This is a genomic window from Flavobacterium adiutor, assembly GCF_048282555.1.
In the GTDB taxonomy this organism is placed as follows: Bacteria; Bacteroidota; Bacteroidia; order Flavobacteriales; family Flavobacteriaceae; genus Flavobacterium.
In genome coordinates, this window is record NZ_CP182487.1 from 2576531 (window position 1) to 2591126 (window position 14596).

The 14596-nt window shown below is 34.2% G+C and carries 8 protein-coding genes; all 8 read left to right on the top strand.

What is annotated here, in order from left to right; genetic code table 11:
• The first annotated feature begins 40 nt into the window (after window positions 1-40).
• The 8 genes from ACNC7R_RS10960 (at window position 41) to ACNC7R_RS10995 (ending at window position 14557) form a co-directional block, all read left to right on the top strand.
• Window positions 41-2317 carry a GH92 family glycosyl hydrolase gene (locus tag ACNC7R_RS10960; RefSeq protein WP_417941129.1) on the top strand — a complete coding sequence of 759 codons (2277 nt, stop codon included), beginning with the start codon at window positions 41-43 and terminating at the stop codon, window positions 2315-2317.
• 6 nt (window positions 2318-2323) lie between these two features.
• Window positions 2324-2890 carry a hypothetical protein gene (locus tag ACNC7R_RS10965; protein ID WP_417941130.1) on the top strand — a complete coding sequence of 189 codons (567 nt, stop codon included), beginning with the start codon at window positions 2324-2326 and terminating at the stop codon, window positions 2888-2890.
• Window positions 2891-2948: 58 nt separating this feature from the next.
• Window positions 2949-4742: a hypothetical protein gene (locus tag ACNC7R_RS10970; RefSeq protein ID WP_417941131.1), complete on the top strand. Its 1794-nt coding sequence runs from the start codon at window positions 2949-2951 to the stop codon at window positions 4740-4742.
• A gap of 270 nt (window positions 4743-5012) precedes the next feature.
• Window positions 5013-5864: a DUF4861 family protein gene (locus tag ACNC7R_RS10975; RefSeq protein ID WP_417941132.1), complete on the top strand. Its 852-nt coding sequence runs from the start codon at window positions 5013-5015 to the stop codon at window positions 5862-5864.
• 76 nt (window positions 5865-5940) lie between these two features.
• On the top strand, window positions 5941-7512 hold the full coding sequence (locus ACNC7R_RS10980; RefSeq protein WP_417941133.1) for a glycoside hydrolase family 28 protein: 1572 nt from the start codon (window positions 5941-5943) through the stop codon (window positions 7510-7512).
• Window position 7513: 1 nt separating this feature from the next.
• Window positions 7514-9340, top strand: coding sequence for a metallophosphoesterase family protein (locus tag ACNC7R_RS10985; protein ID WP_417941134.1), 1827 nt, complete (start codon window positions 7514-7516; stop codon window positions 9338-9340).
• A gap of 53 nt (window positions 9341-9393) precedes the next feature.
• The gene (locus ACNC7R_RS10990) at window positions 9394-13431 is read left to right on the top strand and encodes a hybrid sensor histidine kinase/response regulator transcription factor (RefSeq protein ID WP_417941135.1); all 4038 of its coding nucleotides are present in this window, start codon (window positions 9394-9396) and stop codon (window positions 13429-13431) included.
• A 253-nt stretch (window positions 13432-13684) separates the two neighbouring features.
• A complete protein-coding gene (locus ACNC7R_RS10995; RefSeq protein WP_417941136.1) occupies window positions 13685-14557 on the top strand; it encodes an inositol oxygenase family protein in 873 nt (290 codons plus the stop codon).
• Window positions 14558-14596 lie beyond the last annotated feature (39 nt).

Genomic DNA, 14596 nt, shown 5'->3' on the forward strand with positions numbered 1-14596 from the left:
CAAGCAGAGACTAATTATAACCGAAAGAAATAAAATAACAATGAAGACATGTACTAAAGTGATCCTTTTTTTAGGAATATCATTATTCTTTACATCAGTAAATTATGCCCAGACCAAAGTACACCATTATGTAGATCCGATGATTGGTTCAGAAGGAGTAGGACGTGTTTTTATTGGTCCTTCATGTCCCTACGGAATGGTAAAGCCAAGTCCGGATTGTACGGTAAGTCCGAATAGCGGATGGCTACCATTGCCAAAAGAAGTAACCGGATTTAGTCAGGTACACGTTAGCGGAACAGGTGGCGGACCTAAATACGGGAATATTCAGATTATGCCTTTTTCAGGTACTTTAGACAAACTCGATCAAAGTGCTCACAGAACTGAGGAAAAGGTAAAACTGGGTTACTATGAAACGGTTTTTAAAGAAAATCAGATTAAAACTGAAATCACAACGGCTGAAAAAGTTTCATTTTACAAAATAACGTATCCAAAAAACGCATCAAAAGATTTAAAAATTGATCCTGGTTTTTTCCTTGGCGAGTCTCCTGAACCTAATGCCAGGGAAGCGCAGCAATTTGTTGGATCTCAAATTGAGATTGTTTCAGATACTGAGGTTAGAGGATACAGCAGAATCAGAGGCGGGTGGAATAATGGGCGCGCTTACACCGTTTACTTTTGGGCGACTTTTGACCAGCCCATTGCAAAATATGTTACCTGGAAAGACGGTAAATTTTACAGTAATCAATCGGCTCAGTTTGATTCGGGTAAAAAAACGGGAGCTTTAGTTTCTTTTGGGAAAGAAGGAAAAGAGGAACTTAATGTAAAAATTGGAATCTCATTTTTAAGCGAGTTAAAAGCAAAAAACAACATAGAAGCCGAAATTCCGCATTGGGATTTCAACACTGTTTTAGCATCATTAGAAAACAAATGGGAACAGTTATTAAACCGCATACAACTTTCTGCTGATACATCTGAAGAGTATAAAAAGATGTTTTATACAGGTTTATATCATACTATGATTATGCCAGTTAACCGCACTGGAGAAAATCCGTTATGGACGAATGACGAACCCTATTATGATGATTTTTACTGTATTTGGGACACGTTCAGAACTTCAAGTCCATTAATTACACTTATTGATCCAAAGCGTCAGGTAGAGATTATCAATGCGATGCTTAATATTTACAAACATGACGGCTATTTTCCAGAAGGCAGAAGCGGAAATGATAATGGCCGCACTCAGGGCGGTTCAAATGCGGAGACCGTACTTGCGGATGCTTTTGTAAAAAACTTAAAAGGAATAGATTATGAACTCGCATTGAAAGCAATGCTTAAGGATGCTACAATACCGCCCGGTGGGAATGAAGAACGAGAAGGAAGAGGCGGTTTATTAGATTATTTGCGTTTAGGTTATGTGCCTTTTGGTATAGATCGTGCAGGTAACCGTACTATAGATTATGCATACAACGACTATAACATTGCTACTGTTGCCAAAGGTTTAAATCATACTGAAATCTATAATCAGTATATCAAACAGGCAGATAACTGGCAAAATTTATGGCGTTCTGATTATGAAAATAACGGTTCAAAAGGTTTCATCATGCCTAAAGACGCTTCAGGAAACTGGCTGGATGAAGTTGTTTTTGGAGAATCAAAGATTCAGAAACCAACCTATAAATATACACCGGTAATTACTGAATCTCCATGGTATGTGTGCCATTGGTGTGTGTTTTTTTACGAAGGGACTTCCTGGGAATATTCTTTAAGTATTCCGCATGACCTTCCTGAAGTGATTCGCAGATCGGGAGGCGAGGAAGCTTTTAAAACCAGACTAGATACTTTTTTTGACGCAAAATTATATGACGTTTCGAATGAACCTTCATTTTTAGCCCCTACAATGTACCACTGGATTGGCAAACCACATTTGAGCAGTGACCGAATAAGGACGATTATAAAAGATAATTTCAATACCTCTCACGAAGGTTTACCGGGGAATGATGATTCGGGTGCTATGTCTTCGTGGCTGGCTTTTCACATGATGGGATTATATCCTAACGCGGGTCAGGCTTATTACTTACTGAATACACCTTTGATTAAAGAAATCACTTTGCAGTTGGAAGAAGGCAAAATCTTCAAGATCGTTACAAAAAAAATGAGTGAAAAGAATAAATATATTAAAACCGCTTCTCTAAACGGAAAGCCTTATAATAAAGCCTGGATGACGCATGAAGATATTGCTAAAGGAGGCGAATTGATTTTCGAAATGGATTCGAAACCTTCTGCCTGGGGAACGACTCTTTTGCCACCAAAAAAATAAGCTATCATGAAAAATACAATTTTAACCGTCTTTTTTTGCGGACTATTTCAACTAGTGTCAGCACAAAGTTTTGTTCCTACAATCAAAAATAATACTGTGCTGCATTATATCTGTAAACTGCACGGTCAGACCCGCACTTTGACACTCACTTCTACAATAACGGCTGATGCACTTACATTTAATTTAGATACGAGAGATGTAAACAGCAATATTGTTACTACTTCAGAAGCACTGAAAAATGGTAACGCTTTAAGTTATAATCAGGGAGAATATGCACCAGTTTTGAATTTAAAGCCAAATGAGACTTTTTTTATGATTTCGCAGTCTGCTTATCAGGATTTAGTAAAAAATAACAAATTCATTTACAACAATACAACATATGTTTTAGATCCGAATGCAGATAAAAACAGTGTTGTAATTGAAGGTAAATCAGTACAGACTTTACATGTAATTGCTCAGATTGATGAAACGGAAATGTGGATCGTGAAAAATCCGGAATTTCCTCTAATCTGTAAGCTGACTAAAAATCCGTTAGGAATCAACTGGACATTGGTAAAAATCGTCGATAAATAGATTGCGTTATTTCATTTTTTGCAGTTGATTAGTCAGTAAAATTAGTAAAACTAACAGTATGAAAAACGAAATGACCCGTGGAGAGTTTATAAGATTAGGAGGTCTTTCACTTGCTGGTGCTTTAGTCAGTAATGCTGTATTGGGAAATGATTTCCTTTCTGAAAACAAAACTTCGAAAGAGGATACAGCATTAATGAAAAAGCTTATTTTGAGTAATGATGCAAAAGTTACTTCTATATTGAATAAGTCTTATGACCCTGCCATCAGACTTAATAGTTTCCGTAATGTTGCAAGTTCGATAACCGTTATGGCTGCTTCAATGTGTAATTCAGAATCAGTTTTTTTTAAGTCTCAAATTCTGGTTGCAAAAATTAATGAAGCGATTGACGTTTTGTTAAAAGCCCAATACAGTGATGGTACTTTAGATGCCGGAGGGAACAGACAATCACCACCTGACACTGCTTTTATTCTGGAATATATTTGTCCAGCAGCTGCCATTTTAAAAAATAGCAAACAAAAAGGTTTGGACGAATTAAAAGATAAACTCAAAAAGTTTATTATCAATGCTGGAGAAGCCATGATTACCGGCGGTATCCACACGCCCAATCACAGATGGGTCATTTGTGCAGCTTTAGCTAATATTAATTCGCTGTTTCCTGATACCAGATATATTCGAAGAATTGACGAATGGCTGGCCGAAGGAATTTATATGAATCAGGACGGACATTATGCGGAACGTAGCGGAATTTATTCTGCTGTTATTGATAAAGCCCTGATAACAATGTCAAGGTTGTTAAACAGACCTCAATTGCTTGATATTGTAAATAAAAACCTGACGACTTATTTTTATTACACTGAACCTAACGGTGATTTGGTGACGGTGGATTCAAAAAGACAGGATCAGTTTATGGATTTAAAAGTGACGAATTTTTATCTCCAGTATCGATATATGGTAATCCGTACAAAAAATCCAATGTTTGTACAAATGGTTGAAATGATTGAAAGTCTTCCAAATTTTGCTGCTGATATTTTGTCGGGTTCACTTGCTTTTTTTATGGAAAATGAAGAACTGAGAAAACAAATTCCTGTTGAAGGAGCAATGGCAAATGATTTCGAGAAATTTTTTGCAATTTCAAATTTGGCAAGAATAAGGCGTGGTAAAGTTTCTGTGACTTTATTTGGAGGAAACGATAAGCCGGTAATGATTGTTTCGGGAAGATCTTCAAATCCAAATTTTTTAATGTACAGAAAGGGGGATGCCGTTCTAAAATACATGCGCCTTTCTACATCTTTTTTCCGGATGGGTTATTTCAGTAGTGAAGGAATTATAAAAGAGGGAAATAAATACATTCTAAAAGAAACCAAAGAAGCAGATTACTATCAGCCGCTTGCAGAAGAATTTCGTAAAAGTGATGGCGATTATAAATTATCAGAGTCACCGGATGGGCGTTTTTGGAATAAAATGGATTTTGAATCCCGCATAAAAAGCAACGTAAAAAAGCAAACCACTATAATTGAAATCACTGAAGATAACGGAGTCCTAAATCTTGATTTTAAAGTTGATGGCCCTCCAAATGTAGAAGTTACGATAGAAATGTGTTTTAAAGAAGGAAGTAATGTGACAGGTGCCGTATCGGATGAAAAACAAAATTATTTTCTGAAATCCGGAAATGGCGAACTCTCAATGGGAGCAGATTCAATACAGTTTGGCCCCGGAAAATGTGAACATCTAAATGTAGAAAACCTGGATAGTGAAGCATATACTTATCATCAGGGAAGTCTGCGTACAAAAGGAGAACATATTTACATTACAGGATTTACGCCGTTTCATCATAAAATGTTCATTTCTTGATAAGTATGTAAATGAATTTAATTATATGAACACAATTACACTAGTTTTCCGCAAGTGTTAATCAATTTTAAAAACCCAATTTGAAGAATAAATATCATACTTTAAAGAATTAGTACAATTAAAAACACATTGATTTTCGTGGTAATATGTGAAATCTTTGTTTGAATTTTTAAACGATAATTTCTTAATATTATAAAAAATGTTGCGGTATTATTGAAAGGTTGTTTTATTTTTACGGAAATTAAATTAATCCTATAAATAATAGAAATTATGAAATTATCATTTTTACCTGCTTTGTTTTTTTGCTGCATTGGTTTTGCACAAAATAATACAGACACGAGTTTGTATATGAAGTCTGATAAAATAACGTATTTGACAGATATTGGTTCAGAATCAGGTGACTTGTATAAAACGATCGGACATCACGGACCGGCAATTGAAAATGAATGGATGGCATTGAGAATCTATTTTAGCGATAAAGTAGCCATTGATGTGTATAATAAAGCAAAAAAAGGATTAGAGTTAAAAAAGGCAAATTGGTATCCAACTCCGGAACAGCAAAAAGAAGGCTGGGGAGCTGATTATTATAAAGTGGCATCAACAAGCGGTTTAGGTGGTGTAAAATTGTGGGATGGTGAAAAAGTAGTACCCCTGAATCCTGTTACAAACCGCTTGGCACGTGTTGGAAAAACGGACACGACTTCATGGATGGAAATGATTTCAAGAGGAGTGCCATACAAAGGAAAAAAAGTAGATATTTTAGTTCGTGTAACTGTATTTTCAGGAAAAAGAGAGGCTAAAGTGGAGGCTTTTAGCTTAAATGGAGAAAAAGTGCAATTTGTTACCGGAATAAATTATTTTAAAGATTTTCAAACTAAAAAAGGAAAGAATTACATCGCCGTTTGGGGAAAACATCCTGAAGATGTAGCAGCAGAAATTGTTGAAGTTGGTGCTGCTATCTTATACAATCCTAAAGATTATGTAAAAACGAATGACGACGGAACACAATATTTGTTAATTTCTAAACCAGCAAAATACTTAGAAACAAAAATTATATCCTCTTGCGAAAGAGAGACAGAACTTAACACTTTAGATAAATTAGAAGCTTACATTAATCAGTAAGATTTCTGTAACATCTTTTGTAAACAGTTTTAGTTTAATTTTTTTGTTTGAAGTATTTAATACAAAACGAATAATAATGTCAAAAATTAAACTAGAACTGTTTTTTATTACCTTACTAATCCATCTTTTTTCATTTGGTTTTGAATCGAATGCAAAAAGACTTCAAAAAGATTTTTTAATCACCAGTTATGGTGCTAAATCAGACGAAAAAACGATTAATACTATTGCGATCCAAAAAGCAATTGATGCCGCGTTTAAAAATAAAGGTGGGCGTGTAGTTTTTCCTAAAGGAAATTTTTTATCAGGAAGTATTATCTTAAAAAGCAATGTGACCTTGTATTTTGAAGAAGGATGCGTCTTGCTCGGAAGCACAAATCCAAAAGACTATCCTAATATGATTTTTGAAGGAAGACCAGATTCTCCTAAAAAAGACGACAATTCTCAAATGGCTTTGATTATTGCCCATAAAGCTAAAAATATTGCACTTAAAGGGAAAGGAACTATTGATGGTCAGGGTTTACAGCTGGCTTTAAATATTGACAGTCTTCATCATGCCGGTATCACAGTAGATCCAAAATACAGCCTTCGCAGAAACAGACCAAGTGAAACCATGCGTCCAAAATTATTTCGTTTTTCTCAATGTGAATCAATTGTAATTGAAGGACTAAAAGCGGGTGAAGCTTCTTGCTGGGGACTATCGTTTGAATTATGTCACAATCTTGTTTTAAATAACCTCAAAATTGTAAATCGATCATACTGGAATAATGACGGAATCGATATTACAGATTGTAAAAACGTCAGGGTAACCAACTGTGATATCAACGCTGCCGATGATGGAATCTGTCTAAAATCATACTACCCCGGATTTTATAATGACTCGGTTTATATTGCCAATAACACCATTAGATCCAGCGCCAGTGCTGTAAAATTTGGAAGTGCTTCTTTTGGCGGATTCAAAAATGTAATTATTAAAGACATTAAAGTTTATGATACGTTTCGTTCTGCCATTGCGATAGAATCTGTTGATGGTGCTTTTATAGAAAATATTGAGGTTTCAAATATAGACGCTGTCAATACAGGCAATGCTATTTTTATTAGGTTAGGAAAACGAACTGAGGATAAACCCGGAAGTATAAAAAATGTTAGCATAAAGAACATAAAAGTACAAGTCCCTTTTGATCGCCCGGATAGTAATTATGACCTGAGAGGTCCGGAAGTTGATTTCTTTCACAATCCTTTTCCGTCCTCTATTGTGGGACTGAAAGGACATAATATCGAAAATGTAGTTTTAGAAAATATCGAACTCAATTATCCCGGTAGATCCTCAAAAGGAATGGCGTATATTGCGCTAAACCGATTACATCAGGTTCCTGAAGCTGCTCAGGATTATCCTGAATTTTCTATGTTTGGAGAACTGCCTGCTTATGGTTTCTATGTGAGGCATGCTAACGGAATAAGTCTGAAAAATATCAAGCTGACATTGGATGATGCTGATTTCAGACCTGCATTTGTGTTTGATGATGTTCAGAATATTAATATGCAGGATATAAATCTTCCAGAGGCAAAACACAAACAGATTGTTTTGAAAAATGTAACTTCAGCAACGCTGGAAAATCAGCTATTAAAACAAACTACAGAAGTTAAATAATATGTCAAGAACATTAGTTTTTATACTTTTTTTTCTATCATTGTCGGCTTGTAAATCACAACAGACAAAAACAAAAGATGTCCAGATTGCTTTTATTGCCGATGCTCATTTACAGGATATTTTTGCAAAATTTGAAGACAATGATTATCAGGGAATCCCAAATCCGGTAACGGGGGAATACGCCAATATCAGGACGATGAATGCCCAATTGCATTCAACGCGAATTTTTAATGAAAATTATTTTGCCTTTTTAGAAGCCTTAAATGACATTGCAAAAAGAGGCATTAAACAGGTTGCACTTCCTGGGGATTTCAGTGATGACGGTCAGCCTGTTCATGTGAGGGGACTGAGAAAAATTTTAAACCAATATGCTGACAAATATGGCATATCCTTTTTTGTAACCACCGGAAACCATGATGTTGTAAAACCTTTCACGCAAGATGCCATTAAAACTGATTTTTTAGGAAAAGACGGCAAAGAACAAATTATCAGCAGTTCAAAAAACAATCTGCCTAAACATAAAAATCAGTTAGAACCAATCATTACGGCTGATATTAAAAACTGGGGATACAAGGAAACCATAAATGAAATGCAGGCTTTCGGGTTCTTTCCACAAAAAAACTATTTGTATTGGGAAACTCCTTTTTCAGATTATAAATATGAAGATTATAGTTATGAAAAAGCTTTTGCTGAATCAGATTTAGAAAAAAGAACATATTCTGTAAAAAACACTAATTTATTTCTTCCTGATGCGAGTTATGTAGTTGAACCAGTAAAAGGAGTATGGCTTCTGGCAATTGATGCGAATGCTTACGTTCCGAACGAAAAGCTGTCCGGTCAGCCAAATGATCCGCATGACTTTTCAGGTGCTAATATCGGCTATAACAATGTACTCATTTATAAAAGTCATTTAATTGAATGGGTAAAAAAGGTTGCTGCTGAAGCAAAACAAAAAGGAAAAACCTTAATTGCCTTCAGCCATTATCCGATGATCGATTTTAACGATGATGCATCTCCCGAATTAAAATCGCTTTTTGGCTCCAATAAGATGCAGTTATCAAGGGTTCCAAATGAAGAAGTAGCCCAAATATTTGCCGATGCAGGAGTTCAGGTTCATTTTGGCGGACATATGCACATCAATGACACAGGAATCCGGACTACTCCTAAAGGGAATACATTATTCAATATCCAGACGCCTTCTTTGGCTGCTTATATGCCAGGCTATAAAATACTTACAATACATCCGGATGCTGTTCTTGAAATAGAAACTGTGGTAATCGATAAGGTTTCAAAGTTTAATAGTTTGTTTCCTTTTTATAAGCAGGAATATGCTCATTTAAAGCAGATAAAAAATTCTGATATCTGGAATAAAGAAATTCTTAATACTAAAGATTATGAAGGGTTTATAAAATGGCATTTAAAGGAATTAGTGAGGTTAAGATTTTTACCAGAAGATTTCCCAGCTGAATTTTCTGCATCCCTTTTAAAACTTTCAGGAGTGGATTTGGCATATATAAATAAAAACAATACAGAAGTTGAGGCAGCAATGAAAGCAAATTCTTTGAAATCAAGAGATTTTGAATCCTGGACAGGCTTTGATATGATTTTCGATTTCTACCGGTTAAAAAATGCTGACGAGTTAGCCATTCCTGAAATAGGAGCCAATCGACTGAAACAATACAAAATAGTCTGCGGACAATTAGAAAAATCTAGTAATGAAAAACTGGTTTTGTGGTCCAGAATATTTCTGAAAACAATGAATGGAAAACCATCTAATCATTTTAAGATTAGCTTAAAAATGAATCAGATTGAACGTATAAATCCTTGAAATTTATTAACTTTATTTTAATCTAATCATAAGCTGTATTTATAATTTATTATATGAGAAAAAATCCTTTCATACTACTTCTTAGCTTTCTCGTTTTTTATAATGCACATTCGCAGAATATAAAATTCACACATTATAATGACAACAACGGATTGTCTCATAATTCTGTTCGGCATATAGTGCAGGATAAAAAAGGATTTTTGTGGTTCGGAACTTTTTTTGGGTTGAATAGATTTGATGGATATCAGTTTAAAAACTACATGAGTTCATCACCAGGCAATAACAGATTATATAATGATGATATAACAGCATTAAGATTAGATGAATCTTCGAATCATTTATGGATCGGAACACGAAAAGGACTTACGCTTTTTAAAATGGATACACATACCTTTGTGACTTTCCTACCCAAAAAAAATGACCCGAACAGTATACCTGAAGGTGAAATAAGGTCTGTGTATGTTGATAAGTTCAAAAGAGTGTGGGTAGGGACTAAAAGTCAGGGACTTTATATGTTTTTTTTGGGAGAAAACAGATTTGAAAAAATTCCAATTAGAGGTTTTGACTACGTAAAAGAAATATTTGAAGACAAAAAGGGAAATATCTGGGTTGGAAGTTATGATAAAGGCTCTGTTGCCAAAATAATGTTAGACAGCCAAGGAGCTATCATAAGAATAAACAATTACACACTGGCTGTTCCTCATTCGAATGAGAAAAATCCATACATCAATTTTATTTATGAAGATGCTAAAGCAGACATTTTTGTTGGAACTAGAAGAGGTCTTTATAAGCTAAATAAGAAAAATGATAATTTTGTAAATTTATATATTGAAAATAAAGAAATCAGAGGGAGTTTAGGACCTTATTTTTTATCGGTTGCCAAAGCTCCGGATGGTAAATACTGGGTAGGAACCCTTGGCGGATTATTAGTTTGCAAACAATTAGAAGACATTCAGAAAGGCGATTATAAATGGTATTATTCTATACTGTCTGATGATACTTCACTGGTTGATAATTTGGTTTCGGCTTTGTATTTTGATCGCTCAGGAGTTTTATGGATTGGTACTGAAGACGGACTTGACAAATTTGATCCGTATGAAAACCAATTTGTACTCAATAAAGATATTTCCCGCTACATAGGCAATCAGGCACCCAGAATAAGAGGTTTTTCGAAAACTTACGATGGAAAAGTAATTGTGGCAACGAGTCATAACGGACTTTTTATTTCAAATGCAAAAGGTTTTGTACCATTATACAACAAATCAATTGATATATCCAATATTTATTCTGATGATGGTAAAATTTTTTATTGTGGACTCTGGGATGGCAGATTGATGATTTATAATTACACTACTAATTCATCAAAAGAAGTCAGTCTGGGTTTTAACACTTCGCCAATATTTGCATTCGAAAAAATTGGAGATGATTCTTTGATGATAGGTTCATTTGGAGAAGGAGCTGTTATGCTAAATACAAAAACACTTCAGGTTGAGACTTCTAAAGGAAAATTACTGCCCGGTTTCCAGATCAACTCCATAGAGAAAGATCCTCAAAATAACGTATGGTTTGCTACAGAAACAGGTGTTGTTAAATATAATCTTGTATCAGGTAAATCAGAAACTTACAAATCTCTTTCTAAGCGTGAAAATAATATGACTAACGAGGATAACGTTAGTGATGTTATGATTGACAAGAAAGGTAAAGTATGGGCCTCGACACGTTTCGGATTGTGTATCTATAATGCTAAAAAGAACACTTTTGAAACCATAAAAAACTTTAAGGAAACTTCTGGTATATGGATTACAGATATGCTATCTGATGAAAACGGAAATTTATGGCTCAATATCAATAATAATAGCATTGCCTGGGTAAAATCTGATCTGAAAGACATCAATATTTATCATGTAAACAGTGGTAACAGGCTGGATGTTTTTAGTTCAAGCGGTTTTTTCAATTTTAATAATTCAACAATTTTCCTTGGAGGTAAAAATGGGATTATTACATTTTCACCTAAGACCATGAAGAGAAACAACTGGTCGCCAGAACCAGTAATCAGCGAATTTAAGATTCAGAACGAAGAGATTCTTCCAGAAATGGAAATTAATGGTGATATTCCGCTTTCACAGGATTTAAATTATGGTAAAAAAGTTGAACTGAGTTACAAAAACCGCAACTTTACTCTTCAGTTTTCGACACCTTCATTTGCTAATGAAAAACTGAACAAATTCCAGTATATGCTAGAAGGGTTTGACAAGCAGTGGATTACGGTAAATAGTAACTCAAGAATAGTTCAGTACACCAATCTTTATCCAGGGAAATATATATTCAGAATAAAATCCAGTAACAGCGATGGGCATTGGAGCAAAGAGGTTTCCTATGACATAAGAATACTGCCGCCGTTTTGGTTAACGCCACTATCTTTCGTATTGGTTTTTATAGCATTGTTTTTTATATTCTATTTCATAAGAAAGGAGATTAAAAACCGTATCCGCCTGAAACAGGAACTGCTTACCGAAAAAGTAAACAGAGAACATGATATTAAACTGAATAACGAAAAGCTTCGATTTTTCACTAATATCTCACATGAATTAAGAACACCGTTAACGCTTATTTTAGGTCCGGCTAAGCAATTACTGGACGAAAACAGTAATGCTACTGATTATGAAAAAAGCAGGTACAATCTTATCTATCAAAATGCCAGCAGGCTTTTAAATTTGGTAAATCAGGTACTTGATTTTAGAAAAGCACAGTCAGGGGAATTGAAGCTTAAGGTTACAAAAACGGATATTCTAAGCTATTCAAAAAATATTTTTGATTCTTTTAAAGAAATGGCTTTCAACAAAAAAATTAAATTGAATTTTATTGCTGAGGCAGAATCTATTGAGGGCTGGATAGATAATGATAAGTATGATAAAATTCTTTATAACCTTTTATCTAACGCTTTAAAGTTTACCAATAAATACGGAAACGTAGATTTATTTATCAGGTTAAAAAATAATACTGATGAAATTCTAATCATTGAAGTAATAGATGACGGTATCGGAATTCCGCCGAAAAGTCAGGAGAAAATCTTCAAGAGATTTTATCAGGCCACAAATAGTAAGGCACATAATACGGGATCAGGTATTGGTTTGTCTTTGGTAAAATCATTAGTAGCTATTCATAAAGGATCGATAACAGTAGAAAGTGCGCTCGGTAAAGGAAGTACCTTCAGAGTTGAAATTCCGATTGATCGTGTCTCTTATGAAAGTAAAGAAGTGTTTGAATATGCTTTGAAAAATGATAATCTTAGCATGCTGATACCGGAAAAATCAGCAAAGAAAACGATTCAAAGTACAGAATTGAAACAAAAAATACTCGTTATTGAAGACAATACAGAGCTTAGAAAGTATCTGGTAGATTTCTTATCTGATTATTACAAAGTGTATGATGCTGAAAATGGTGAGGAAGGTCTTAAAATTTGCCGACAAATTAAACCAATTTTATGTGTTGCCGATGTAATGATGCCTGTTATGGATGGACTCGAATTTTGCAAAGAACTGAAAAATGATGAGTTCATTAGTCATATTCCGGTGGTACTGCTTACCGCACTTGGTGAAAATGTCGATAAAGTTAAAGGATATGAAATTGGTGCTGATAGTTATCTGGTAAAACCTTTTGAACCTACATTATTGAAATCAGTTATAGAAAACGTTATTAAATCAAGATTAGACCTTAAGGCAAAATTTTCCGGTGAAGTAGAAAGTAAAGTAAGCTTACTTACACATTCACCAATTGACGAAGAGTTTATGGAAAAAATTACCACTTTGATTAATGATAATCTTAGTGAATTAGATTTGTCAACAGAATTTTTATGTGACAAGCTAGGGGTAAGTTCTTCTAAATTATACCGAAAAATAAAAGAACTGACTGATCTGGCTCCAAATGAATTTATTCGTACAATCCGTTTAAAAAAATCGGCAGAACTTTTAAAAACAAAAAAATACAACGTTTCTGAAGTTACAAATATGGTGGGATTTAATGATCCGTTATACTTTAGCAGATGTTTCAAAAAGCAGTTTGGGTTTCCTCCAAGCAAGCTTATCAACTAAATAAATTTTATAAATTCTACTAATATGAATTCCAAATTCCAATCGATCACAGATTTGGAATTTGGAGTTCATTTTTTTTAGTCTTCTAAAAATTAGAATTTTGAATTTCAGTACTGAATTTTTGAATTTATCAAATTTAAAAGTGTAATATTCTTATAAAATAATATTCTATCCATATTTTTGATGTATTAGTCCATTTTGAAATGTATATGTAAATCTATTTTTGTCTTATAACTTTTAATTTATAATCGATATGAAAAAGCATATAGACACAGATAATCCGTTGCATAATTTAGATGAATGGGAAGATGATTTGTTAATGCGTTATCCGGATCCATCTGAACCTGTAAAAGAAAAAGAGGAATTTAGGAATTATGTAGATTCTGAAAGAGTAGAAACTGTTAGAGAATTTTACAGAATAAATCATACATATCAGACTTACGATTTCGTCTGCAGCAAAGAGCAGGAGTTTTTGCAGTTTAATAAAAAACAAATGTCTATTTGGGAAGCAGTAGATTTTTTAAATACACTTGTTGACGATAGCGACCCGGATATTGATTTGGACCAGACGCAGCACCTATTGCAGACTTCAGAAGCGATTAGGGCAGATGGTCATCCGGATTGGTTTGTACTTACCGGATTTTTACATGACTTGGGTAAAATTTTATGTTTATTTGGGGAACCGCAATGGGCAGTTGTTGGCGATACTTTTCCTGTAGGCTGTGCATATTCTGATAAAATTGTCTATTCAGAATTTTTCAAAGATAATCCTGATTATACAGATGAAAGGTTTAATACTAAGTTTGGGGTTTACACTGAAAATTGCGGACTGGATAAAGTTAAAATGAGCTGGGGTCATGATGAATATTTGTACCAGATCATGAAAGATTATTTGCCTGAGCCTGCTCTCTATATGATTCGTTACCACTCGTTTTATTCACAGCATAAAGAAAATGCTTATGCGCATTTGATGAATGAGAAAGATATCGAAATGTTTGAATGGGTTAAAAAATTCAATCCATACGATTTATATACAAAAGCGCCTGTCAGACCGGACGTAAAAGCATTATTGCCATACTACAAAGAATTAGTAGCTAAATATTTGCCTGAAAAACTGAATTTTTAATAGCAATTCATTTCGGTTATAATTAACAACTTTTTTTGT